This is a genomic window from Neorhizobium sp. R1-B (assembly GCF_004368875.1).
Classification (GTDB): domain Bacteria; phylum Pseudomonadota; class Alphaproteobacteria; order Rhizobiales; family Rhizobiaceae; genus Neorhizobium; species Neorhizobium huautlense.
Window position 1 is genome coordinate 486,408 of the sequence record NZ_SOEM01000001.1, and the last position, 22,350, is coordinate 508,757.

At 61.0% G+C, this 22,350-nt stretch carries 25 protein-coding genes; 12 read left to right on the forward strand and 13 right to left on the reverse strand.

Features of this window, described 5'->3' with window-relative positions:
• Window positions 1-75 precede the first annotated feature (75 nt).
• From EDE05_RS02285 to hrcA, 3 genes are all read right to left on the reverse strand, one after another.
• The gene (locus EDE05_RS02285; RefSeq protein WP_105370452.1) at window positions 76-399 is read right to left on the reverse strand and encodes a helix-turn-helix domain-containing protein; all 324 of its coding nucleotides are present in this window, start codon (window positions 397-399) and stop codon (window positions 76-78) included.
• Between the two features lie 106 nt (window positions 400-505).
• On the reverse strand, window positions 506-1,153 hold the full coding sequence (gene grpE / locus EDE05_RS02290) for a nucleotide exchange factor GrpE (RefSeq protein WP_105370451.1): 648 nt from the start codon (window positions 1,151-1,153) through the stop codon (window positions 506-508).
• Between the two features lie 117 nt (window positions 1,154-1,270).
• Window positions 1,271-2,350: a heat-inducible transcriptional repressor HrcA gene (gene hrcA / locus EDE05_RS02295; protein ID WP_105370450.1), complete on the reverse strand. Its 1,080-nt coding sequence runs from the start codon at window positions 2,348-2,350 to the stop codon at window positions 1,271-1,273.
• Between the two features lie 169 nt (window positions 2,351-2,519).
• Between hrcA and rph the strand changes: the two genes are divergently transcribed.
• Genes rph through hemW form a run of 4 tightly spaced genes read left to right on the forward strand, consistent with a single transcriptional unit; the run spans window position 2,520 to window position 5,507 of the window.
• Entirely contained in the window at window positions 2,520-3,236 is a 717-nt protein-coding gene (gene rph, locus EDE05_RS02300; RefSeq protein WP_134099728.1) for a ribonuclease PH, read from the forward strand.
• Window positions 3,237-3,251: 15 nt separating this feature from the next.
• Entirely contained in the window at window positions 3,252-3,659 is a 408-nt protein-coding gene (locus EDE05_RS02305; protein WP_134099731.1) for a VOC family protein, read from the forward strand.
• Between the two features lie 8 nt (window positions 3,660-3,667).
• Window positions 3,668-4,312: an RdgB/HAM1 family non-canonical purine NTP pyrophosphatase gene (rdgB, locus tag EDE05_RS02310; RefSeq protein ID WP_134099733.1), complete on the forward strand. Its 645-nt coding sequence runs from the start codon at window positions 3,668-3,670 to the stop codon at window positions 4,310-4,312.
• 1 nt (window position 4,313) lies between these two features.
• The gene (gene hemW, locus EDE05_RS02315) at window positions 4,314-5,507 is read left to right on the forward strand and encodes a radical SAM family heme chaperone HemW (protein WP_105370705.1); all 1,194 of its coding nucleotides are present in this window, start codon (window positions 4,314-4,316) and stop codon (window positions 5,505-5,507) included.
• A gap of 10 nt (window positions 5,508-5,517) precedes the next feature.
• Here the strand turns inward: hemW and EDE05_RS02320 are convergent, their stop codons facing one another.
• The 6 genes from EDE05_RS02320 to mutM all read right to left on the reverse strand — a co-directional run bounded on the left by EDE05_RS02320 (window position 5,518) and on the right by mutM (window position 11,283).
• Window positions 5,518-6,108, reverse strand: a complete 591-nt coding sequence (locus EDE05_RS02320) for a class I SAM-dependent methyltransferase (protein ID WP_134099736.1) — start codon at window positions 6,106-6,108, stop codon at window positions 5,518-5,520.
• 11 nt (window positions 6,109-6,119) lie between these two features.
• A complete protein-coding gene (locus EDE05_RS02325; RefSeq protein WP_245519845.1) occupies window positions 6,120-6,704 on the reverse strand; it encodes a LysE family transporter in 585 nt (194 codons plus the stop codon).
• Window positions 6,705-6,741: 37 nt separating this feature from the next.
• Entirely contained in the window at window positions 6,742-8,307 is a 1,566-nt protein-coding gene (dnaA, locus tag EDE05_RS02330) for a chromosomal replication initiator protein DnaA (protein ID WP_134099742.1), read from the reverse strand.
• A gap of 859 nt (window positions 8,308-9,166) precedes the next feature.
• The gene (gene rpsT, locus EDE05_RS02335) at window positions 9,167-9,433 is read right to left on the reverse strand and encodes a 30S ribosomal protein S20 (protein ID WP_105370704.1); all 267 of its coding nucleotides are present in this window, start codon (window positions 9,431-9,433) and stop codon (window positions 9,167-9,169) included.
• A 182-nt stretch (window positions 9,434-9,615) separates the two neighbouring features.
• Window positions 9,616-10,389: an enoyl-CoA hydratase gene (locus EDE05_RS02340; protein WP_134099745.1), complete on the reverse strand. Its 774-nt coding sequence runs from the start codon at window positions 10,387-10,389 to the stop codon at window positions 9,616-9,618.
• 15 nt (window positions 10,390-10,404) lie between these two features.
• Window positions 10,405-11,283 carry a bifunctional DNA-formamidopyrimidine glycosylase/DNA-(apurinic or apyrimidinic site) lyase gene (gene mutM, locus EDE05_RS02345; RefSeq protein WP_134099748.1) on the reverse strand — a complete coding sequence of 293 codons (879 nt, stop codon included), beginning with the start codon at window positions 11,281-11,283 and terminating at the stop codon, window positions 10,405-10,407.
• A 148-nt stretch (window positions 11,284-11,431) separates the two neighbouring features.
• Here mutM and ubiE point away from each other — a divergent pair, with 148 nt between their 5' ends.
• The 4 genes from ubiE (at window position 11,432) to EDE05_RS02365 (ending at window position 15,947) form a co-directional block, all read left to right on the forward strand.
• Window positions 11,432-12,208, forward strand: coding sequence for a bifunctional demethylmenaquinone methyltransferase/2-methoxy-6-polyprenyl-1,4-benzoquinol methylase UbiE (ubiE, locus tag EDE05_RS02350; protein WP_134099750.1), 777 nt, complete (start codon window positions 11,432-11,434; stop codon window positions 12,206-12,208).
• Between the two features lie 4 nt (window positions 12,209-12,212).
• Complete coding sequence (gene ubiB / locus EDE05_RS02355; protein WP_134099753.1) at window positions 12,213-13,775, forward strand: 2-polyprenylphenol 6-hydroxylase; 1,563 nt, start codon at window positions 12,213-12,215, stop codon at window positions 13,773-13,775.
• Window positions 13,776-13,867: 92 nt separating this feature from the next.
• Window positions 13,868-15,175 carry a hypothetical protein gene (locus tag EDE05_RS02360; protein WP_105370439.1) on the forward strand — a complete coding sequence of 436 codons (1,308 nt, stop codon included), beginning with the start codon at window positions 13,868-13,870 and terminating at the stop codon, window positions 15,173-15,175.
• Complete coding sequence (locus tag EDE05_RS02365; protein ID WP_105370438.1) at window positions 15,162-15,947, forward strand: ATP-dependent Clp protease proteolytic subunit; 786 nt, start codon at window positions 15,162-15,164, stop codon at window positions 15,945-15,947. Before EDE05_RS02360 ends, EDE05_RS02365 begins: the two co-directional genes overlap by 14 nt.
• Before the next feature lie 9 nt (window positions 15,948-15,956).
• Here the strand turns inward: EDE05_RS02365 and EDE05_RS02370 are convergent, their stop codons facing one another.
• The 3 genes from EDE05_RS02370 to EDE05_RS02375 form a co-directional block, all read right to left on the reverse strand.
• Window positions 15,957-16,505 carry a glyoxalase superfamily protein gene (locus EDE05_RS02370; RefSeq protein WP_134099756.1) on the reverse strand — a complete coding sequence of 183 codons (549 nt, stop codon included), beginning with the start codon at window positions 16,503-16,505 and terminating at the stop codon, window positions 15,957-15,959.
• A 210-nt stretch (window positions 16,506-16,715) separates the two neighbouring features.
• Window positions 16,716-16,880: a hypothetical protein gene (locus EDE05_RS26680; RefSeq protein WP_166675413.1), complete on the reverse strand. Its 165-nt coding sequence runs from the start codon at window positions 16,878-16,880 to the stop codon at window positions 16,716-16,718.
• Window positions 16,881-17,035: 155 nt separating this feature from the next.
• Window positions 17,036-17,401, reverse strand: a complete 366-nt coding sequence (locus tag EDE05_RS02375) for a hypothetical protein (RefSeq protein ID WP_134099759.1) — start codon at window positions 17,399-17,401, stop codon at window positions 17,036-17,038.
• 130 nt (window positions 17,402-17,531) lie between these two features.
• Here EDE05_RS02375 and coaBC point away from each other — a divergent pair, with 130 nt between their 5' ends.
• Together coaBC and EDE05_RS02385 are read left to right on the forward strand one after the other, a co-directional pair.
• On the forward strand, window positions 17,532-18,743 hold the full coding sequence (gene coaBC, locus EDE05_RS02380; RefSeq protein ID WP_134099762.1) for a bifunctional phosphopantothenoylcysteine decarboxylase/phosphopantothenate--cysteine ligase CoaBC: 1,212 nt from the start codon (window positions 17,532-17,534) through the stop codon (window positions 18,741-18,743).
• A gap of 1 nt (window position 18,744) precedes the next feature.
• Complete coding sequence (locus EDE05_RS02385) at window positions 18,745-19,110, forward strand: MmcQ/YjbR family DNA-binding protein (RefSeq protein WP_105370433.1); 366 nt, start codon at window positions 18,745-18,747, stop codon at window positions 19,108-19,110.
• Here the strand turns inward: EDE05_RS02385 and EDE05_RS02390 are convergent.
• Window positions 19,094-19,903, reverse strand: a complete 810-nt coding sequence (locus EDE05_RS02390) for a class II glutamine amidotransferase (protein WP_132408313.1) — start codon at window positions 19,901-19,903, stop codon at window positions 19,094-19,096. The genes EDE05_RS02385 and EDE05_RS02390 overlap by 17 nt on opposite strands.
• Window positions 19,904-20,095: 192 nt before the next feature.
• Here EDE05_RS02390 and otsB point away from each other — a divergent pair, with 192 nt between their 5' ends.
• Window positions 20,096-20,905 carry a trehalose-phosphatase gene (otsB, locus tag EDE05_RS02395; protein ID WP_134099765.1) on the forward strand — a complete coding sequence of 270 codons (810 nt, stop codon included), beginning with the start codon at window positions 20,096-20,098 and terminating at the stop codon, window positions 20,903-20,905.
• Window positions 20,906-20,921: 16 nt separating this feature from the next.
• Window positions 20,922-22,298: an alpha,alpha-trehalose-phosphate synthase (UDP-forming) gene (otsA, locus tag EDE05_RS02400; protein ID WP_134099768.1), complete on the forward strand. Its 1,377-nt coding sequence runs from the start codon at window positions 20,922-20,924 to the stop codon at window positions 22,296-22,298.
• Window positions 22,299-22,350 lie beyond the last annotated feature (52 nt).

The window sequence follows — 22,350 nt, forward strand, 5'->3', positions numbered from 1 at the left end:
CGGCTTGACGATTTTCGTGGAGACGAAATCAGTTCGCCCGGCCGCGATCGAGCGTCGGGTGGATCCGTTTAAACTTCAATCCTTGAGGTCGGCCTGAAGCCGATCGAGCAGGCGGACGGCGTGGGCGGCGTAATCGCCGATCCAGCGATCCTGGATCGCCTTAATGGGCAGCGCGTTGAGGTAGTTCCAGCGCTCGCGCCCTTCCCTTCTTACGATCACCAGATCGGCGTCCTCCAAAACCTTCAGATGCTGCATCACCGTACAGCGATCCATGTCCGAGAAGGTTTCGCAGAGCGATCCGGTAGTTTGCGGGCGATCCTTCAACTGGTCGAGGATCAACCTTCGCCGAGGATGGGCGAGAGCTTTGAAAACGGCATCGATATCCGAATCGGCTGACACGTTATATTTTTATAACTGATCTTGCAGGGCGGCAAGTCATGAGAGCGCGCGAGCACCCTCACCTTCATCGCGAGAGAGCGGGCGAAACCGCCCGCCTTCACACGTCTCAGGCGTTCTTTTCACCCGCCTGCTCCGCAGCCGTGGCTTCGGACCTGGGGCCGCCCTTGGCGACACCGACCATGGCAGGACGCAGCACCCGCTCGCCGATCGTATATCCTGCCTGGACGACCTGAACGACCGTGTTGTTCGGCACGTCTGCGTTTGGAATTTCGAACATGGCCTGATGGAAGTGCGGGTCGAATTTCTGGCCTTCCGCCTCGATCTTCTTGATGCCGTGACGCTCGAGCGCCGAGAGCATGGAGCGCTCCGTCAGTTCGACGCCTTCGAGAAGCGTCGTCAACGCCGCGTCGGCAGCTGCGCGCATTTCCGTCGGAACGGCATCCAGTGCACGGCGCAGATTGTCGGAAACGGCAAGCATGTCGCGCGCAAAGCCGGCGACGGCATAGGACTTGGCATCCTTGACATCGCGGTCGGTGCGGCGGCGCAGGTTGTCCATTTCGGCGGCAAGACGCAGGAAGCGATCACGCAATTCGTTGTTCTCCGCCTTCAAAACCTCGATGGGGTCGGGCTCGGCCGCGGCCGGCGCTTCGGCTGCGCCCTGGTTGGCCGCGTCCTGAAGAGCAGACGCCACGGCTTCCGCCGTATTCTCGGCGGCGGCTGCGTCAGGTCCGTGCTTCTTGGTTTCGTCGGTCATGACGGTCTCCGGTTATTCTTCACTGGGATATATGGCTTTGGATTTGTGCCCGATATCGAGGTTTAAAGTGGAAAAATCAAGGCTCGCCGGGAAACTTGCGCCGGCATTCAGCCGGTTTCAGCGCGACAGCCTTGCCAGAAGCTGGGCCGTATAATCCACCATGGGTACGATGCGGGAATAATTGAGGCGCGTCGGCCCGATCACCCCGACGGCCCCCACGATCCGGTCCTCGCCGTCGCGATAGGGCGCGACGATCAAGGAAGAACCGGAGAGCGAGAAAAGCTTGTTTTCCGAGCCGATGAAAATGCGGACCCCGGGACCTTTCTCGGCAAGCTCCAGGATTTCGATCAGGCTGTCCTTTTTTTCCAGATCGTCGAAGAGAAGCCGCAGCCGGTCGAGATCAGCCGTCTCATCGAGGCCCTGAAGCAGGTTGGCGCGGCCGCGGACAATAAGCTGGCTCGGTTTGCCTTCCTCGCTGTCGCCGGACCAGACCGCCAGCCCCCGTTCGACCAGATCCTGGGAGAGGGCATAAAGCTCGCTCTGGACCGCATCCTTCAGCTTCGTGAGCTGGTTGCGCAGTTCCGGTAGGGTCTGGCCCGTCAGGTGGGCGTTCAGGAAATTCGCAGCCTCCACCAATTGCGAGGACGTGACGCCCGCCGGCAATTCGATGATACGGTTTTCTACCTGGTTATGGTCGCCGACCAATACGGCAAGCGCCTTTGTCGGCTCAAGGCGGATAAATTCCACATGCTTGAGGACCGGATCGCTTTTGGTTGTGATGACGAGGCCGGCGCCACGCGACACGCCGGAGAGCATCAGGCTCGCTTCCGCCATCAGGCTTTCCATCGGCTGATCGCGATCGGCGCGGCGAACCTGCCGGTCTATTGCAGAGCGCTCCTCCTCCGAGAGGTTTCCGACCTGCATGAAGGCATCGACAAAGAAACGCAGGCCTGTCTGCGTCGGCAGGCGGCCGGCACTGACATGCGGCGAATAGATGAGGCCGAGTTCTTCCAGATCACTCATGACATTGCGCACGGAAGCCGGCGAGAGCGACATGGGCAGGAGACGCGAAAGATTTCGGGAGCCGAGCGGCTCGCCGTTTTCGAGATAGCTTTCGACGATGCGACGGAATATTTCCCGCGAACGGTCATCGAGCACGGATCCGTTGTCTCTACCCGTCGGTCCAGAAAAACCCATCAATCCTTCACCGTACCGTTGATCTCCAAAGGAAATATAGTCATTCCCCCGGCCGGCGCAAATTGGAAATAATGTTCTTCCGTGACACCGCTGTAACCGGCCGGGGCTTTTCCTTTGCAAAAGAGCGGCGGCGGTCTTAGAAGACGCCAACGCAATTCAGGAGCAGAGCATGAGGCCTTCAGGCAGACAAACAGACCAGATGCGCAAGGTCTCGTTCGAGCGCAATTTTTCCAAACATGCGGAAGGCTCCTGCCTCGTCAAGTTCGGCGACACGCATGTCCTGTGCACGGCCAGCCTTGAGGAAAAGACGCCGCCGTGGCTGCGCAATTCCGGCAAGGGCTGGGTGACTGCCGAATACGGCATGCTGCCGCGCGCTACGGGCGAACGCATGAAGCGTGAAGCGGCAGCCGGCAAGCAGGGCGGCCGGACGCAGGAGATCCAGCGTCTGATCGGCAGGTCGCTTCGGGCCGTCGTCGATCTCGAAGCGCTCGGCGAGCGGCAGATCACCGTCGACTGCGACGTCATCCAGGCCGACGGCGGCACGCGCACGGCGTCCATCACAGGCGGCTGGGTGGCGCTTTACGATTGTCTGAAGTGGATGGAAGCGCGCTCGATGATCAAGGTCGAGAAGGTGCTGAAGGATCACGTGGCGGCCATTTCCTGCGGCATCTTCGCAACCCAGCCTGTCATCGACCTCGACTATCTGGAGGATTCCGCCGCCGAGACGGACGCCAATTTCGTGATGACCGGTGCCGGTGGTATCGTCGAAGTTCAAGGCACGGCCGAGGGCGCGCCCTTCAGCCAGGACGAATTCCTGAAGCTGCTGGCATTGGCGCAGGCTGGTACGCAGGAACTGGTGGCGATGCAAAAACAGGCGATCGCCTGACGGAGGGAGGGCGCGTTGATCGAAGGCATCCTCGAAACCGCGCTCTATGCCGATGACCTTGACGCCGCCGAAGCTTTCTACGGCGGCGTTCTCGGCCTTGAAAAGGTCCTGCGTGCCGGCAACCGGCACGTCTTCTTCCGCTGCGGCCCGGGGATCCTCTTGATCTTCAATCCAGCCGAGACCACAAAGCCGCCCTCCAAGGACGCGCTGCCGGTGCCGCCGCACGGCACCAGGGGAGCCGGCCATGCCTGTTTCCGCATCAGCCGAGAGGCGATTGACAGGCTCCGGGAAAAGCTGAACAAGGCAGGCGTAGCCATCGAAAGCGACTTTCATTGGCCGAACGGCGCCTGCTCGATCTATTTCCGCGATCCGGCGGGCAACAGCCTGGAATGTGCAGAGCCGAAGCTGTGGAATATCGAATAGGAATTTTGATGCGCAAGCTCGATACCAAGACCATCGTCGTCGCCAGCCACAATGCCGGAAAAATTCGCGAGATCGCCGAGCTCATCGGCCCACTCGGCTTTTCGGCAAAATCGGCGGCCGAGCTGGCCTTTGCCGAACCGGACGAAACGGGCACGACTTTCGAAGAGAATGCAGCGATCAAGGCGCTTGCCTCGGCAAAGGCCTCCGGCCTGCCGGCGCTGTCGGACGATTCCGGCTTGGTGATCGACGCGCTGGACGGGGCGCCCGGCGTCTATACGGCCAACTGGGCGGAGCGCGAGGACGGCAGCCGCGATTTTCAGATGGCGATGGAGAAGGTCGAAAAGGCGCTGGAAGAACGCGGCGCGACGACGGCCGAACAGCGCGCCGGCCGCTTCGTCAGCGTGCTCTGCCTTGCCTGGCCCGACGGGCATACGGAGTTTTTCCGCGGCGAGGTGGAAGGCGCCGTCGTATGGCCGCCGCGCGGCACCCAGGGTTTCGGTTATGATCCCGTCTTTCAGCCGCAAGGCTATGACATCACCTTCGGGGAAATGAGCAGCGAACAGAAGCATGGTTGGCGACCCGGCGAGCCGGAGGCGCTGTCCCACCGCGCCCGCGCGTTCAAACGCTTCGTCGAAACCTGCCTGGAGGCATGAACTGACCCCCTCCCTCACTCTTCCTACCGATACACTTTTGCCCGATACGGGCGAACCGGGGTTCGGCGTCTATGTGCATTGGCCCTTCTGTGCGGCCAAATGTCCCTATTGCGACTTCAACAGCCATGTCCGCCACCAGCCGGTGGACCAGCCGCGCTTTACCGCCGCCTTCCTGAAAGAGATGGAGACGATGCGGAAGATGAGCGGCCCGAAAACGGTCACCAGCATCTTCCTCGGCGGAGGCACGCCCTCGCTGATGGATCCGGCCACCGTTTCGGCGATCCTGGATGGGATCGCCAGACACTGGCACGTGCCCGACGGCATCGAGATCACCATGGAGGCAAATCCCTCCAGCGTCGAGGCGACCCGTTTTCGCGGATATCGGAGTGCTGGCGTCAATCGCGTATCGCTCGGCGTCCAGGCACTGAACGACACGGATCTGAAATTCCTCGGGCGGCTCCATGATGTCGCCGATGCCCTGAAGGCGATCCGGCTTGCTCGCGAGATCTTTCCACGCATGAGCTTCGATCTCATCTATGCACGGCCGAAACAGACGGTCGAGGCGTGGGAGGCCGAGCTGAAAGAGGCGATTTCCTACGCGGTCGACCACCTGTCGCTCTACCAGCTCACGATCGAGGAAGGCACGCCCTTCTACGGGCTCCACAAGGCCGGCAAACTGATTGTGCCGGATGGCGACCAATCCGCTACGCTCTACGAAGCCACGCAGGAGATTACGGAAAGGCACGGCATGCCTGCCTACGAAGTCTCCAACCACGCCCGGCCGGGCGCCGAAAGCCGCCATAACCTGACCTACTGGCGTTATGGCGATTATGCCGGCATCGGCCCGGGGGCCCATGGCCGGCTGAGCCGGGGGAACCAGAAGCTGGCCACCGCCACGGAACGGCGTCCGGAAAGCTGGCTCGACCTCGTCGAAAGCCAGGGACACGGCATGCTCGATCAGGAGGTCCTCGGCTTCGAAGAACAGGCCGACGAACTGTTGCTGATGGGTCTTCGGCTCCGTGAGGGCGTCGATCTTGCGCGCTGGCAGCAGCTTTCCGGCCGCGATCCCGATCCCGTGCGCGAGGAGCGACTGCTGGAGCACGGATTTATCGAAAGGCTCGGCAATTCGCGGCTCCGCTGCACGCCGTCGGGCATGCTGATCCTCGATTCCGTCGTAGCCGATCTGGCTTGCTGACGACTGGAAGCTACGCTCTTACGGCCACTACATGGAGCCAATCGGTCGGCCGCTTGTCATAGGCGGTGCCCTGCTCCTCGGCGATCTTAACCGAGGTCCAGGACAAGCTCGCGTAGAGCTCTTCCAACCACTCCTTGGACGGATAATTGTAGAAGCGGCCGAGATCGTCATGGCCTTCCGCCTCACCGGCCTTGAAGCTCGCGTAAAACAGGCCCCCCGGCTGGAGCGCGGCATGGATTTTTCCAAGGACAGCGCCAAGTTTCGCGCGAGGCACGTGCAGCAGGCAGGCATTTGCCCAGACGCCGTCGAAGGCTTCGACCGCATCGATATCCTCAAAACGCAGCACCGAAACCGGCACGCCGAGGCGTTTCGTTGCCTCTTCGGCCATTTCCGGCGTACCATCCGTCGGCACGGCGCGGAAGCCGCGTCTGATCATCTCGGCACTGTCGCGCCCGTTGCCGCAGCCGAGTTCGAGAATTTGAGCACCGGGCTGGAGCTTTGCGAGAAACAGATCCAGCCGGCGCGTGCTCGGCCCGGCTGCGCTTCCCGCATATGCCGCAGCATTTTCGGCATAAAACGAGGAGGTCGGATCGCCGTGCATCTACGTTTATCCTATCGTTGCGATAGCAAGAGTTTCGTGCCGAAGCCCACGAAGATCAGGCCGACGCCGACGTCGATCTTCTTTTTGGCCCTGATGTATCCGGCTGCGATTGCCGGATGCGTGATCAGGCCGATCAGGCAGGCATAATAGACGGTCGAGACGACAAGCATAACCGCAATTGCGATCAAGCCATAAAAGAAAGGGGTGCCGGCCGGCATGGTTGCCGCAAAAAGACTTGCGACGAAAAGCGCCGATTTCGGATTGGCGAGATTGGTCGCCAATCCCATTCTGTAAGCAGTCTTCAACGGCATATCGACCCGTTGCGCCGTCAGGTCCGGCGCATGCCGGGCCTTGCGAACATCCAGGAAAATCTTCGCCCCCAGCCAGACGAGATAGAGCCCGCCGGCCGTCTTCAGCGCCACATAGGCGAATGGAGCCGCCTGAAACAGGACGTTGATGCCGAGCCAGCCGGCAAGGCCCCAGCAGAAGGTGCCGGTGATGGTGCCCATCGCCGCAGCAATCGGCACCGGTCTCGGCGCTGTCAGTGCGTAGCGCATCACGAGCAACGTGTTAGGCCCTGGCGTAATGCACGCCACGGCCCATATCGTTGCGACGGACAGAAGAAACATTGTCTCAGGCGTTGTTTTCGTTGATCAGCCGCTTCAAGAGCTCGACCTCGTGGCTGAGTTTGGTATCGCCGGAGATCAGTTCCTCGATCTTGCGGACCGCATGGAGCACTGTGGTGTGATCACGGCCGCCGAACCGGCGCCCGATTTCCGGGAAAGACCGCGGCGTCAGGGTTTTCGAAAGATACATGGCCACCTGTCGCGGCTTCACGATTACCCGTGTACGGCGGTTGGATACCAGTTCCTGGCGCGAGACATTATAATGACGCGCGACGATGCGCTGGATGTCTTCGATGCGGACGCGCTTGGCTTCCCCCGCACCGACCAAGTGGGCCAGCAGTTCATCCACGCGCTCGATCGACAGCGAAGGCTCGAAAGAGCGGCGGAAGATCAGCTGGTTGAACGCGCCTTCCAGTTCGCGGCCGCTGTTTGCGACATTGCGCGCGACATGGGAGAGGATTTCCACCGGAATATCGAGCGACGGGTCATCCTGGCGTGCGACGGCGAGCCGCTGCTTCAGCATCTCGAAACGCATTTCGTAATCCGGCGCCTCGACTTCGATCGCCACGCCGCCCTGCAGACGCGAGCGGACCCGCGGGTCGAGTGATTCCAGTTCCCAGGGAGCACGGTCGGCAGCGACCACCACCTGCTTGGCGCTGTCGAGCAGCATATTAAGGAGGTGGCAGAACTCGTTCTGGATCATCTTGCCTTGCAGGAACTGCATGTCGTCGATGATCAGGAGGTCGATATTGCGCAGCGAGTCCTTAAGCGTCAGTGCATCGTTGTCACGGATGGCGGTCGCAAAGCGCCACATGAAATATTCCGCCGTCAGGTAGACGACACGCGGCATCCGCTCACTGCAGACCGCAGCGTTGGCGATCGCCTGCAGGAGATGGGTCTTGCCGAGGCCGACGCCGGAATGAATGAAGAGCGGATTGAAGCGGACCGCACCGGCGCCAGCTTCGGCGATGGTTTTCGCTGCGGCCAGCGCGACGCGGTTCGATGCGCCTTCCACAAAGGTGTCGAAGGTGAAGCGACTGTCCAGCGGCGAGCCAAACAGCGGGCTCGGCGCCTGCGTCGGACGGGCAGCCGAAGCCGCCGGCGTGGGAAAAGTTGCGATCTTGCCGATTTCGCGCGGCATCTGCGGACGCTGGAAGGATTGTGTGGGAATCGGGTCCGGCGCGGTCCCGCGTTCTTCTCCCGCTACCGGGGCGCGGGTGTTGCGGCTTGCGCTGCGCACCAGGATTTCCACCTTCAGAATTTCCGCGTCTTCCGCCTGAAAGATGGACGTGATGAGATCGAGGTAACGATTGTTGATCCAGGACTTCAGAAAGGTCGTCGGCACCGTCAGCCGAACCACGCTTTTCGAGACCGAATGCAGCTTCAAACGCCCAAACCAGCTTGCATAAACATCCTGGCCGACTTGTGCCTTCAAACGCGTGCTGAATCGCTCGAAAAGAGCATCATGCTTCATTTCCGGTGGTTCCCCTGCCGCCTGAGAGCAAACTGAATCAAATGACTGCCGTGATTGGTCCCCATTACCCGCACGGTTCGGTACGATACTGATTTGCATTATGCGCCGCCTTCCAAATTCATAGCCCGGCGGTTCTCGTTACGCCGCCAGGACAAACCTCGTTTTCCCGGGCACAGCAAACCATTCCCAATCATTGAGAACATCGCCGCCCGTTCCATTTTTTATGCTTCCCCGCCTCAACAGCAGATCGAAAGCGTTGCCCAGTCCGCCTCGTATTCGGACCAAAGCCTCGCGAGAGCCACCTCGCACAACACCGAACGCCCATCCTCATCATGGCCGCTCGAACCTGCCTCTCCTCCTTTGCCCCAGCTCCGCAGCGCGGGTCTGGCCTCGACAAAATCCGACCGTCTCCGGAAACGTCAAATTTCCGGATCACAACCGATAGTTATATGGAAAACGGGCAAAACTTGTCCCGTAGCAAGGGGCAGAAAGTCTCCGCGCCGTCCTGGAAGAACGACTGCCGGCAGCCCTCTGAAGTAATCCCCGCGCCCCTTGCTGGAGGCCATTTAGGCAGGATCAAATGCCAAGATCAATGATGAATTTTACGCAAAATTAAGAGCTGGGCGTTGACTCTCCCAGCGTGATTTGAATGTCACAGACGGCTTCATGGAGAATCGCTTTTGAATCAATGGGATTCAAAAATGACATACATTCGGCGCGATCGTTCACAAAAAAAATAAAAATCTTCTTGACTCAGTTGGGGGCCATCCGCCGGGCGCCCGAGCTGCCCCCTCGCCTAACCACCTCCACCAACATATTGAAATTATACAGAAATTTCTGTCACGCCGCTGACACGAAATTGTTATTGAGCCGGGTAAATATAAGGTTAGCTGAGAGAATCAGAAAAAGCCCGGTCAAGCGACCAGGCTTTTTTGTGACTTAATTTTGTCGAGTGCTATTAGGCCGAAAGAGCCTTCACACGAGCCGCCAGGCGAGACACTTTGCGGGACGCTGTATTGCTATGAAGCACGCCCTTGGTAGCGGCACGCTGGATCTCTGGCTGCGCAGCCTTGAGAGCCTCGGCAGCAACCGTGATGTCGCCGGATGCGATGGCTTCCTCAACCTTGCGGATGAAGCCACGGACGCGCGAACGGCGAGCCTTGTTGACTGCGGTACGGCGAGCGATCTTGCGGGTCGCCTTCTTCGCCGAAGTTGTATTGGCCATTTCATGCCTCTCTACGAATTCGAACCAAAACTCCGCCGTTGCCGCGTCGGTCCTGCGACCCTCGATCCAGCAATTCGGGAGCAATAGAGGAAGCCGTGATCAGGCTTTCCCAACTGTGGGCGGGCATATAGCCGGAATACCCGCTCCAGTCAACGCGCATTTTGACCAATCGCGTGCCTGTTTCACCGGTTCGAGAATTGCGGCTTACGCTTTTCGACGAAGGCGCTCATGCCTTCCTTCTGGTCGGCCGTGGCAAATAGCGAATGAAAGAGCCGCCGTTCGAAACGCAGGCCTTCTCCAAGCGTCGCCTCGAAGGAGCGGGCAACCGCTTCCTTGGCCATCAGGACGGCAGCCCTGGGGAAGGAAGCGATCCTGGCGGCCGCTTCCACCGCCTCATCAACCAGGCGCTCCGGAGGCACGATCCGCGATACCAGGCCAGCGCGTTCGGCCTCGGCCGCGTCCATCATCCGCCCCGTCAGGACGAGGTCCATGGCCTTCGCCTTGCCCACCGCCCGTGTCAGGCGCTGCGAACCGCCCATGCCGGGGATGACGCCGAGGGTGATTTCCGGCTGGCCGAATTTCGCGGTCTCAGAAGCGATGATGAAGTCGCACATCATGGCAAGCTCGCAACCGCCCCCGAGCGCGAAGCCGGATACGGCCGCGATCATCGGTTTGCGGGTTGCGGCGATCGCCTCCCAGCCGGAAATGAAATCACTCACATAAGCATCGACAAAATCGATCCCTTGCATCTCCTTGATATCAGCGCCGGCGGCGAAGGCCTTTTCAGAGCCGGTCAGAACGATCGCGCCGATGCCTTCGTCCTTGCCAAAACCGGCCAATGCATCGGTGAGTTCTGCCATGACGGTGGAATTGAGGGCGTTCAGCGCCTTCGGCCGGTTGAGCGTTATCAACGCCACGGACTCGCGGATTTCGGTCAACAGGGTTTCGTAGCTCATCCGGTGTCTCCTCTCCTATTTCTGGCAGACAGGACAATAAAAAGTGGAGCGGCCCGCCTGCGTGATGCGGGCGACCGTACCGCTGCAGCCGGGCGTGCGGCAAGCCCCGCCTTCCCGGTCGTAGACCGAGAAGGAATGCTGGAAATACCCGAGAGAACCGTCAGTCTGAATATGATCCCGAAGTGAAGAGCCGCCCGCGGCGATCGCATCCGAAATGACGTTCCGGATGGCTTCATGAAGCGCGAAAAGCTCTTTCTTCGGTCTTCCCGTCTTGGTGACCACGCCGCCGGCCGCGCGTTTGGGTGAAAGATGCGAGCGCCACAGCGCTTCGCATACATATATATTGCCGAGACCGGCGATCACCGTCTGGTCGAGCAAGGCACCCTTCAGCGGCTGGCTCTTACCAGCAAGGCGAGCCGCGAGATAGTCCGCATTGAGCGCGTTGCCGGTCGGCTCGGGTCCCAGGTCGGCGAAGGCGGGATAAAGGTCGAGTTCGCTGCGCTTCCATAGATGCATGAAGCCGAAGCGGCGCGGGTCGTTATAGATGACCCGCAGCGGTCCGCTTTCTTTCGTAAGATGGAAGACTACGTGGTCGTGCTTGCTGTCCTTGGATCGCGGATGATGGAACTCACCCAGCGTGTTGTCTTCGATCCGGAAGGAGCCGGACATGCCGAGATGGCTGATGACCGTCAGGTCGTCCTCCAGATCGATCAGCAGATATTTGGCACGCCTGCCCAGCGACACGATCCGGCGCTCTTTCACTCTGTCGGCGAAGTTTTCCGGAAGCGGAAAGCGCAGATCCGGCCGGTTCAGTTCCAGCTTCGAGACGACGGCGTCTTCCATTGCCGGCGCGAGACCACGCCGGACGGTTTCCACCTCTGGCAATTCGGGCATAGTTACCTAACTTCCTGTTCCAACCGTACCGTTCCTGCTCTATAGAGCGGACCGGATGTCGCATGCATCTATAATGCATGGACCACAGATAGCGAGGCGCAGGTGATTTCGCTATGGTCGCTCGCGAATGGAGTCAAGGAGTTCACCGATGACCGAAGCCCGTACCAGCGCTGAAGGCGGAATGGAGACTTCCTACGGCTTCCGCCGGGTTGCCGAGGGTGAGAAGCAGGGGCTGGTCAACGATGTCTTTCACAAGGTGGCAAAGCGCTACGACGTGATGAACGACGTGATGTCGGCCGGCATGCATCGGGTCTGGAAAGATGCCATGATCGCGGCACTCAACCCGCGCAAGGACAGCAGCTACAGGACCCTCGATGTGGCAGGCGGCACTGGCGACATCGCCTTCCGGATCGTCGAGGCCTCCGGCCGCAAGGCCCATGTCACAGTGCTCGATATCAACGGTTCGATGCTTGCAGTCGGCGCCGAGCGGGCCACGAAGCGCAAGCTTTCGGAGAACCTCGATTTCGTTGAAGCCAATGCGGAATCCCTGCCTTTCGAGTCGAGCTCCTTCGACGCCTATACGATCGCCTTCGGAATTCGCAATGTCCCGCATATCGATGTGGCTTTGAAAGAAGCTTACCGCGTCCTCAAACGGGGCGGCAGGCTGCTGGTGCTGGAATTTTCCGAGGTCGAGATGCCGCTGCTCGAGCGCTTCTATGACGAATGGTCCTTCAAGGCGATCCCGCGCTTCGGCAAGATGATTACCGGAGAGGCCGAGCCCTATCAATATCTGGTGGAATCGATCCGGAAGTTCCCCAACCAGGAGAATTTCGCCACGATGATCCGCGACGCCGGTTTCTCCCGCGTGACCTACACCAATTATACCGGCGGCATTGCAGCGCTGCATTCCGGTTGGAAGCTTTGACCGCATGAGCACGATCGGCGCTTATTTCCGGCTTGCACGCGTCGGCTGGGTCCTGGTGCGCGAAGGAGTGGTATCGGCCCTCCCTTCGCAGGGCCTGCCGCCTTCGGTCGGTCTTATTAAGTCGCTCCTCCAGCCCTTGGCCCGCAACCATTCGCTCAAGCAGGCACGCAGCGAGCGGCTGACGCGCGCCGTGGACAGGCTCGGCCCGTCCTATGTCAAGATCGGTCAGTTCCTTGCAACTCGCCCGGACGTGGTCGGCGTGGATTGGGCCGTGGACCTTGCGCTCCTGCAGGACCGCATGGCCTATTTCCCGACGGAGACTGCCAAGGCGGCGATCGAAGGCTCGCTCGGACGACCCATCAGCGATCTTTATTCCTCATTCGGAGAGCCTATCGCCGCGGCCTCCATCGCCCAAGTGCATCCCTGCATGATCGGCGACCGGAAGATGGCTGTGAAGGTGGTGCGGCCGGGTGTGAGGCAGCGCTTCGCCCACGACATCGAGAGCATGTATCTCCTGTCGCGCATGCAGGAGCGCTTCGTACCCTCCTCCCGGCGCCTCAGGCCGGTCGAGGTCACGCGCACGCTTGAACAGACCACCAAGGTGGAGATGGACCTTCGCCTGGAAGCGGCCGCGCTTTCCGAGATTGCCGAAAACATCAAGGACGATCACGGCTTCCGCGTGCCGAGCGTGGACTGGGAGCGGACCGGCCGCGATGTCGTCACCATGGAATGGATCGACGGCATCAAAATGTCGGACGTGGGCGCTTTGCAGGCTGCCGGCCACGATCTGGAGAGGCTTGCCGAGGTCCTGATCCAGTCGTTCCTTCGCCATACGCTGCGCGACGGCTTCTTCCATGCCGATATGCATCCCGGCAATCTCTTCGTCGACAAAACCGGCACGATCGTCGCCGTCGACATGGGCATCGTCGGCCGGCTGGGCAAGAAGGAAAGGCGCTTCCTCGCGGAGATCCTCTACGGTTTCATCACGCGCGACTACACACGGGTCGCGGAGGTCCATTTCGAGGCTGGCTACGTTCCGGCCCACCATGACGTGTCGAGCTTTGCCCAGGCGATCCGTGCAATCGGCGAGCCTATCCACGGACAGCCGGCGGAAACGATTTCCATGGCGCGACTGCTTGCGCTGCTCTTTGAGGTGACCGACCTTTTCGAGATGCAGACCCGGCCGGAGCTGATCCTTTTGCAGAAGACGATGGTCGTCGTCGAAGGCGTGTCGCGGATGCTGAACCCGCGGTTCAACATGTGGAAGGCGTCCGAGCCGGTGGTCGGCGACTGGATCCGCAGCAATCTGGGGCCGAAACGAGTGGTCTCCGATCTGAAGGACGGCCTGAAGGCAATGGTAAAACTTGCGGAAGCTGCACCGGAAATTGCCGCCAAGACCGAGAGGTTCCACGAAGAACTCATTCATATGAGCGAGCACGGCTTGCGTTTCGACCCCGAAACGGCCGAAGCGATCGGCAGGTCGGAAGCCCGACACAGCCGTTCCGGCCGCATCGCATTGTGGATCATCGCGCTCTCGCTGCTCTATTTCGTCTTCACGCTCGGCTGACACACACCGGCAGCGCGAACCGCAGACGCCTTTATTCCGCCCGGTTCTTCATTCTCTGTTAAGGAATACATTCCTTTCCGGAGACCTTGCCCATGGCGCTCGGCGCTTCCCAACGCTTGCAGGACGGCGTCGCGGCCGTCGAAACCATGACCCGGTTTGCGCTCGCTGTGCTCGCGCTCGCCTCCGGCGTCTATACCTATCTCGGCGTACGTTCGATCCTCGACGGCTCGCCGACCGCCGTCTTCTTTGCGGCGATCATATATTCCGCTTCCGTTTCCGTGGGGATCTACGCCTTCTGGTCCTACATGGCACGCTTTTATCCGCATGTGACGACCCGCGCCGGCCGAACCGCCATGCTCGGCGTCATGGCACTCGGCGCTGCCATGATCATTGCGATGTCGAGCTGGCTGAACGCGGCGGCACTGGCAGGCTCGGCGGCACTCGAACAGCATCTCGCCGAAACGGTGGAGGATTATACTACCGATCTCGACCAGGCACATCAAAACGCCCTGGCCGCGCAAAGCCTGCTGCCGGATATCCAGCGGGCATCCGAGCGTTTCGCCCAGCTCGCGGCCTCCGAACGGCAATCGGGCGCACTTACGGGAACGAACGGATCCGGCAGCGTCGTAGCGCTCCTTTCGCAGATGTCGGCACAGCTTAAAGATCTCGAAAACGGCATCAACACGTCGCGTGAGCAGGTGACGAACCTCTTCAACGACGGGCAGAAGCGGCTGGAGACGATGCGGACGCTCGTTTCGGCCCCGGGCGCCATAGAACCGCGCGCCGACCAGTTTTCCTCAGAAGTCGTCGCACTCACCGGCGTCATTGCTTCGCTCGGGCAGACATCGATCGCGCCGTCGATCCGCCGGGCGGCGGACGACCTGTCTCTCGGCTTCATCGCTCCGGTGGCCGATGGCGGTGATGCCAATCTCGTCAGCCGCCAGGACCAGGTCATGGAGACGGTGCGGGCGTCGGTCGCGGCACAGTCGAAGGTCCTCTCTCAGGCCGCCGACGAAATCCTCGCTCGTGCTCCCGTGCCCGAACGGCGGTTCGTACCCCTCTCTTCCGCGGAAGCGGTGCTGCGCTACGCATCCGACTTCATTCCTGCCTGGGCTGGCGCAATCTCGATCGATCTTTTGCCCGGCGTGCTGGTCTTCATTCTCGCGGTCGTCCACGGCGCTATCCGCAGGCAGGACGAAAAGCTGCCTTTTGCCGAACGCATTACTGCCGCGGAACTACTTCAGGCGCTGCAAGTCCAGCGGGCGATCACCGCTGGCGGCATCAGCATCGAAGAAGCCGTCGCCAGGGCAGAACCGGAGAACGACGCGCAAGAGCCGAACAATATAACCGCGATCGATCTCAAGTCGCGCACACGGGACCGCTCTCATGAGGATCGATAAGCCGATCGAGGCGCTGTTGAAGCTGGACGACGGCGTTCTCATGCGGGGCGCCTTCTTTATCCTGTTGTCGGCCGCGGCGGTTTTTCTTGTCATCGACGTGCGCGACATTACCGCGATGAATGCGGAGCTTCCGGGCTACGACCCGTTGCGCCAGGACCAACCCGTCCTGCCTCCGGCACTGACGGACGGAGTGCCTGCCGCGCCGCCGGTCCAGCCGGCGAGCTCCAAGGAAGTGCTGCGCCAGCCGATGAAATTCGAGTTGAAACCGAGTGGCGTTCTTCTGGCCGAGGGGACAATCGATCCTGGTGCCGCGGGTCGGTTTGCACAGGAGATCGAGGCCCGCGGCGAATATGTGAAGACGGTGATGCTCAATTCGCCCGGCGGCTCGGTCGAAGATGCGCTTACCATGTCGAAGCTGATCCGGGAGAAGAAGCTGGACACCAAGGTGGCCACGAAGGGCCTCTGCGCCTCCTCCTGCCCGATCGTTTTCGCCGGCGGTATTGGGCGCATGGCGGAGAAGGACGCGGTTGTCGGCGTGCATCAGGTCTTCAATGGTGGCAAGGACAGGCCCACCGCCGAACAGGCCATGTCGGCCGCGCAGGCGACGACCGCGCGGGTAGCCCGGCATCTGGATGCGATGGGCATAGGTGCCGGGCTCTGGATCAATGCCCTGGAAACGCCGCCGGACCGGCTCTATTACCTGACGCCAAAGGAAATGGCGGATTTCAAGCTGACAACCGAGCCGGTCGCGACTGCCAAGAAAAAGAGCTAGCGGCGACCGCTAGCCTTGCTGGCGCTCGCAGAAGGTAATCCGGTTGCTGAAAGGGTCAGTGACCGTGACCTCCAGGCCCCAGGGCGCCTCTTCGAGCCCCGGCCTCATATAGGAATAATTCCTGCCGATCAGTTCGGCATGGAAGTGCCTGATGCCCTGCATGGGCACAAAGACCCGCGCACCGGGTGAAGCATCGCCCGAATGCTCGCTCAGATGCATCAGCATGCCGCTGCGGGAAATCTGGCAATAAAGCGGTGCCTTGTCGCCAAAGCGGTATTCCCAATCCACCTCGAAGCCCAGAAAGCCACAATAAAACTCCATGGCCTTATCGACGGAGAATATGCGGAAGATCGGGATCGCCGGCTGGATCGACGCAGCCTCCCGCCTCGTCGGAGGCTCTACCGCCTCGATCTTGGCGGCAAGCACATTCCAGTTGTCGTAGCCGAACTGGTTTGCGACCAATTCGAGCGCCTGGCTATGGGTAAGATCTATCTTACGTTCGGCCAGCGCCTCACGCAGGCTTTTTGCCATCAGTTTGGCATCGCGAAAGTCGCGCATCTCATCACCCTCCAAAGGACGAACGGCAAGATCAGGGTCCGCATTACTGATCCGTTCGTCATCGTTGGCCGGGTGGCTAAGGATGAGAGGCGGTGGATGCGTTCACCATGGGCGAAAAGCCCGCGGACGGCTGGCCGCATCCGGCCAACTCATCGATAGCATCACACCTGCAGAAGGATCAATCTGCCTCATAGCTTGGAGCAAGGACGTTCAGACGGTTTTCGTTTCGACAGTATCGTTGGGAGATGCGGCCGGAGCGGCGGCGCTCCCCTCCTGATAGTTGTCAGACGACAGTATGACGGCTGCCTTTATTTCCTGGAAACCTGCCCCTCCGGCTTCGCTCAAGCCGGCCCCCGCCATTTCCAATGCCGTCATTGGATGTCGCCTGACAAGCACACGGAGCGCCTTCAACACGGCAGCCGCGCCTATGCGGCCCGCCGCAGTTTTGCCGTAGCGTTTCAGAACCAGGCGCTTCAACGGGCCCGGCAGGCGAGATTTCTGCTTGCCGCGAGAGGAGGCACGTCTTCTCGCTAATGTCTTACCGCGTCCGCTAAAGGGCGGTGGTCTTTTTCCTTCTTCTTGGCGGCAGGAAAGATAGAACGGGTCTGGTCGACAACCACATCCATGGCGGCATTGGCGGCACTTTGCAGTGCCTCTCCGGCAATTCCCACCGCGCGAGCGCCCTTGCGTGCGCCTTTCTTGCCTGCCCTGGCGATGTCCTCCCGTTCCTCCGTCAGCACGGCGGCAGCCGCACCGGCTGCGGCCAAGAGCGCTTTGCCAAGAATGTCCCGGCCGGTCTTGCTGGCCAGCATGCTCTTGAGAAAGGAAGACTTGCGGATCGATTTCGGCACCTTGAAGCCGGCGACTTTCTTCGGGATTGCGTTCTTCTTGGCCATCTGTCTTCTCCTTTGGGAAAGAGAACGCCCACCCTCTCGTCGCAGTTCCAAAAGACCAAAGGTGGCGCCGATTGCAACTTGGCGGGCAAGGGCTTAGCTTCCGCCACACATCCTATATCCGGGCAAGAGCATGGCACTGACAGGCAAGCGCATTCTTCTGATCATTTCGGGCGGCATCGCGGCCTATAAGAGCCTCGACCTGATCCGCAGGCTGCGCGAACGCGGAGCCTCGGTGAGGCCGATCATGACCAAGGCTGCGCAAGAATTCGTCACGCCGCTTGCCGTCGGCGCACTCTCTTCCGGCCATGTTTATGTGGATCTCTTTTCGCGGGAGGACGAACAGGATGTGGGCCATATCCGGCTGGCCCGCGAAAACGATCTGGTTGTCGTGGCGCCTGCAAGCGCCGACCTGATGGCAAAGATGGCACATGGGCTTGCCGATGATCTCGCCAGCGCCGTATTGCTGGCGACGGACCGGCCGGTGCTCATCGCACCCGCCATGAATCCGAAAATGTGGGCCGCAGCCGCGACCAGGCGCAACGCCGAAACCCTGAACGCGGACGGTATCCATTTCATCGGCCCGATGGCTGGCGAAATGGCCGAAAGCAACGAGGCGGGGATTGGCCGGATGGCCGAACCGCTGGAGATCGTCGCGGCAATAGAACGGTTGCTGGACGAGGCACCGAAACCCTTGGCCGGAAAGACGGCAATCGTCACCTCCGGCCCGACACATGAACCGATCGATCCGGTCCGCTACATCGCCAACCGCTCCTCCGGCCGTCAGGGCCATGCGATTGCGGCGGCACTGGCAAGACTTGGTGCCGAAGTAACGCTGGTTTCCGGCCCCGTGACCATTCCCGATCCGGCCGGCGTCAAGACAGTGCATGTGGAGCGGGCGGAGGAGATGCTTGGCGCGGTGCTTTCCCGTTTGCCGGCCGATATCGCGGTCATGGTGGCTGCCGTCGCCGACTGGCGCGTCGCCTCCTCGGCGGAACAGAAGATCAAGAAACGGCCGGGTGAGGCTCCACCTCCGCTGCAGCTTGCCGAAAATCCCGATATCCTTAAAACGGTGGGGCATCACGACAAGCGGCCGAAACTGGTCGTCGGCTTTGCCGCTGAGACGCAGGATGTCGAAAAGAACGGGCGCGCCAAGCTCGAACGCAAGGGCGCCGATATGATTGTCGCCAATGACGTTTCCCCCGGGACAGGCATCATGGGCGGCACCCGCAACCGGGTGAAGATTATCTCTGCCGGTGGGATCGAGGAATGGCCCGATCTCGGAAAGGATGAAGTCGCGGAACGACTGGCCCGGCTTATCGCCGAGCGGCTGGCAGGAGCCTGACATGAGCGTTTTCGAGCCTGAAGGTTTCGACGCCTTCGTCAAAAGCCTGCCGGGCACGTCCTTTGTCGACCAGTGGGGCAGCCACGTTGCCAAGGTGGGCGGCAAGGTCTTTACGCTGCTTTCGGCAGAAGACGGCAAGGCGCGCGTGGTGGCGAAATGCCCGGAAGAAAGTTTCGAAATCCTGACGGCACTCGACGGGATCCGGCAGGCTCCCTATTTCGCCAAGCGCAAATGGGTGGAGATCGGCAGATCCTCGCCGCTTTCAGATGACGAGGTAATTCACTATCTCACCCAGTCTTATCACCTCGTGGCGGCGAGCCTGACGAAGAAACTCCGACAGGAATTGGGAATTACGCCAACTTCCTGACAGCTTCTTCGTCCTCGCGGCGAGGCGCGAAGACAGACACCTTCGCGCCTTCGCCACCGACCTTCACGGCGCTGCCGTCGGGAATCTCCGCCCAAGCGTCGACGTCGTCGTTCAGTGGTTCGGAGACAAGGCAATAACCCGTCTTGCCGCCCATCGGAGCGGCATAGAGGGTCGGTGGCTTGTGATCGGTAGCATAACGCACGGCAAAAAGCTCGCGGCCGTTCGAGAAGGCCGCAGTGAAGCGCACCAGCGCGTTGCCGGATTTCTCCACCGAAAGGTCCTCAACCGTCGCGATCACCTTTTCCATCGCTCCGAACGGATCGGTATCAAGCCCCAGCTCCAGCGCGAGCAGGAACAGAAGTTCGGAATCCGTCGTGCCGGTGCGGGCATGGAAAAGCTCATCACCGAGCATCGCTTCCATCGCGCGGCGAATGCGTTCGAAACCGGAAATCTGGCCATTGTGCATAAACGACCAGTGACCGTGAACGAAAGGATGGCAGTTATCCCGCCGCGTGCCGCCGGCGGTTGCGGCCCTTACATGGGCAAGGAAGAGCGGCGAACGGATCTGCCGGGCGATGCTTCGCAGATTGCAGTCCGACCAGGCCGGCAGGATATCGCGATACCGCCCGGGCTCGGGCCGGTCGGCATACCAGGCGATGCCAAAGCCATCGCCATTGGTGGCTGTTTTCGCGCGGGTGGCGCAATGGGACTGTTCGATGAGGGAATGGGCCGGCGAGGATACGAGCTCTTCCAGATAAAGAGGTTCTCCGCGATAGGCTGCCCAACGGCACATAGATCTGCTGCTCCGACATTGCCGCCCGTTCGCGGCCCGATATTTGGAAAACTCAGAGTCCCGGCAAATGGTTAACGGGACGTCAACCAAGGGCTTTCATGCCAGATTTTCGGCGGAGCAAACATCACTTTTTGCAACGTAATGTTGCCGCGTGCGGTTGTCGGCGTGAACTTGTGGCCTAAATCAGGCACTATGTCGCATCAGCAACATCCCACCACGGCAGGACAAGTACCTGCTCTGCCCGGAGACCGGGTCCTCTCCAAACTTGCAAGCGAACCCGACGAATGGGCCTTATTCCTCGATATCGACGGCACGCTGCTCGATCTGGCCGAAACCCCCGATGGGATCGTCGTCCCGCCGGATCTGCCGGAACACCTCCACCGGCTTTCCATGAAACTCGGCGGTGCGCTCGCGCTGGTAACGGGCCGGGCACTGCCGTATGCCGACCAGCTTTTTAGGCCCTATGCGTTTCCGATCGCGGGATTGCATGGGGCGGAGCGGCGCGATCCATCCGGCGCCATCAGCCGGATCGAACCAGACGCCTCGTTCGAGGACCTGAAAGCCGCGCTTGCCCGTGAAGCGGAGCAATGGCCCGGCGTTCTGGTGGAGGACAAGGGAGCTGCGGTCGCCGCTCACTATCGCCTGGCACCCGACCGGCAGCAGGCGCTTGAGGCGGCCATGCCTCGCTACCTGGAAATGGCCGGGCCTGATTTCACGCTTCAGCGCGGCAAGATGGTGATGGAGATCCGCCCGGCACGCGCGAGCAAGGGCCATGCCCTGCAGGCCTTTCTCGAGCAAGCCCCATTCGAGGGCCGCAAGCCGATAGCCATCGGCGACGACGTAACCGACGAAGCGATGTTCCGCATCGCCAATGAACTTGGCGGGCATTCGATCCGGATCGCCGAGGTGCTCGATGGAACCGAGGCGAAATCGATCATCCGGTCGGCCTCAGTGCTCCGAGGCATAGTCGCCACGCTTGCTGGCGATAAAACCGCTACATGAACAAAAGGAAGAAATCTTGAGTCGTCTCGTGGTCGTATCCAACCGTGTCACCGTCCCGGAAAGAGGCGGGGCCGCCCCGGCAGGCGGATTGGCTGTCGCCTTGCAGGCAGCCCTTGCCGAACGCGGAGGCATATGGATGGGGTGGTCCGGAAAGTCGAGCGGGGCGAAAGAGCCCGCAGCCCTCCATTTGCAGACGCATGGCAACATAACCTATGCGCTGACCGACCTCACAAAGACCGATGTGGAGGAATATTATCACGGCTTCGCCAACCGCGTGCTCTGGCCGATCTGCCATTACCGGCTGGATCTCGCCGAATACGGGCGCAAGGAAATGGCCGGCTATTTCCGCGTCAATCGCTTCTTCGCCCAACGGCTGGCGCCGCTCATCAAAGAAGACGATGTCATCTGGGTCCATGACTACCATCTGATCCCGCTTGCTTCCGAGCTGCGCCAGATGGGCTTCAAGAACAAGATCGGCTTTTTCCTGCATATCCCGTGGCCGCCCGCAGACGTGCTGTTTTCCATGCCGGTGCACGAGCAGATCATGCGTGGGCTGTCCGAGTACGATCTCGTCGGGTTCCAGACGGATTTCGACCTCGACAATTTCGGCGGCGGGCTGGTGCGCGAGGGCATTGGCGAGCGCCTCAGCGAAGGCAAGTTCAGCACCTATGGCCGCACCTTCAAAGGCGGCGCCTATTCGATCAGCATCGAGACGGCTGCCTTCGCGGAGTTCGCCCGCAAAGCCGCCTCCAATGCGATGGTGCGCAAGGCGCGCCAGAGCGTCGAGGGCCGGGACCTCATCATCGGCGTCGACCGGCTCGACTATTCCAAGGGCATCACCCAGCGCATCGACGCCTTCGAACAGTTCATCACCCTCAACCCGGCCTACCAGAACAAGGTGACTTATCTTCAGATCACCCCCAAGTCCCGCTCGGAAGTGCCCGAATACGAGCAGATGCAGCGCACCGTCGCCGAACAGGCCGGGCGGGTGAACGGTGCGATCGGTACCGTGGATTGGGTGCCGATCCGCTATGTCAATCGCTCCGTGGCCAGACCGGTGCTGGCAGGCCTCTACAGGCTGGCGCGGATCGGGCTTGTGACGCCGCTGCGGGACGGGATGAACCTCGTCGCCAAGGAATACGTCGCTGCCCAGGACCCGGAGAATCCAGGCGTGCTTGTGCTCTCGCGCTTTGCCGGCGCCGCCCGCGAGCTCACCGGCGCCCTACTCGTCAATCCCTATGATATCGAAGGCACAGCGCACGCGATCGCACGCGGACTGACGATGTCGCTGGAGGAGCGCAAGCAGCGCTGGGAGAAGATGATGGAGCATCTCCTGAAACACGATATCAACCGCTGGTGCGATGACTTCCTGAAGGATCTCGCAGCCGCCTGAGCTGCGAGTCTCGGGAATACGCCCCAGCGGCATCGGGGGATATCCAGTCGAA